This is a genomic window from Pseudomonas sp. RW409 (genome assembly GCF_003184125.1).
Classification (GTDB): domain Bacteria; phylum Pseudomonadota; class Gammaproteobacteria; order Pseudomonadales; family Pseudomonadaceae; genus Aquipseudomonas; species Aquipseudomonas chlororaphis_I.
This window is the reverse complement of the sequence record NZ_QHHP01000037.1, coordinates 1-354: the sequence shown is the minus strand read 5'-3', so window position 1 is coordinate 354 and position 354 is coordinate 1. Positions and strand designations below refer to the sequence as shown.

Annotated in this window: 1 protein-coding gene; it reads right to left on the bottom strand. The window is 55.4% G+C overall.

Annotation, left to right across the window (positions count from 1 at the left end):
• Positions 1–354, bottom strand: a 354-nt coding sequence (locus tag DK261_RS18455; protein ID WP_146218542.1) for a transposase, incomplete at both ends; no start/stop codon positions are given.

The following is a 354-nucleotide window of genomic DNA, read 5'->3' as shown; positions in this document are numbered from 1 at the left end:
GCCAGCGAACGCGGCTGACGATGCCCCGCCAGTAACTCTTTAGCCGTTTGGCGAACTGGATCAGTGCCGGTATTTCGCTTTCATGAGCATGGCGCAACCATTGCTTCCAGGCCGATCTCCAGCTCCAAGCGGTATTCGGCGTCCAGAGTGTTTTGAGTTCAGCCTTCATCAAGTAGACCGTCATCAACGCCTGGTTGGCCGCCAGCAAATCCTGCAAGTGAACCTGTTGTTCCGGCGTTTTCAGATTCTGTGGATTGCGTAGCAGTAGCCATCGCGCTTGCTTGATGACCTTACGAGCAGGCTTGTCGTGGCGTAGTCGATTAGCCTCGTCAACGCGGACCCGATCAATCACCT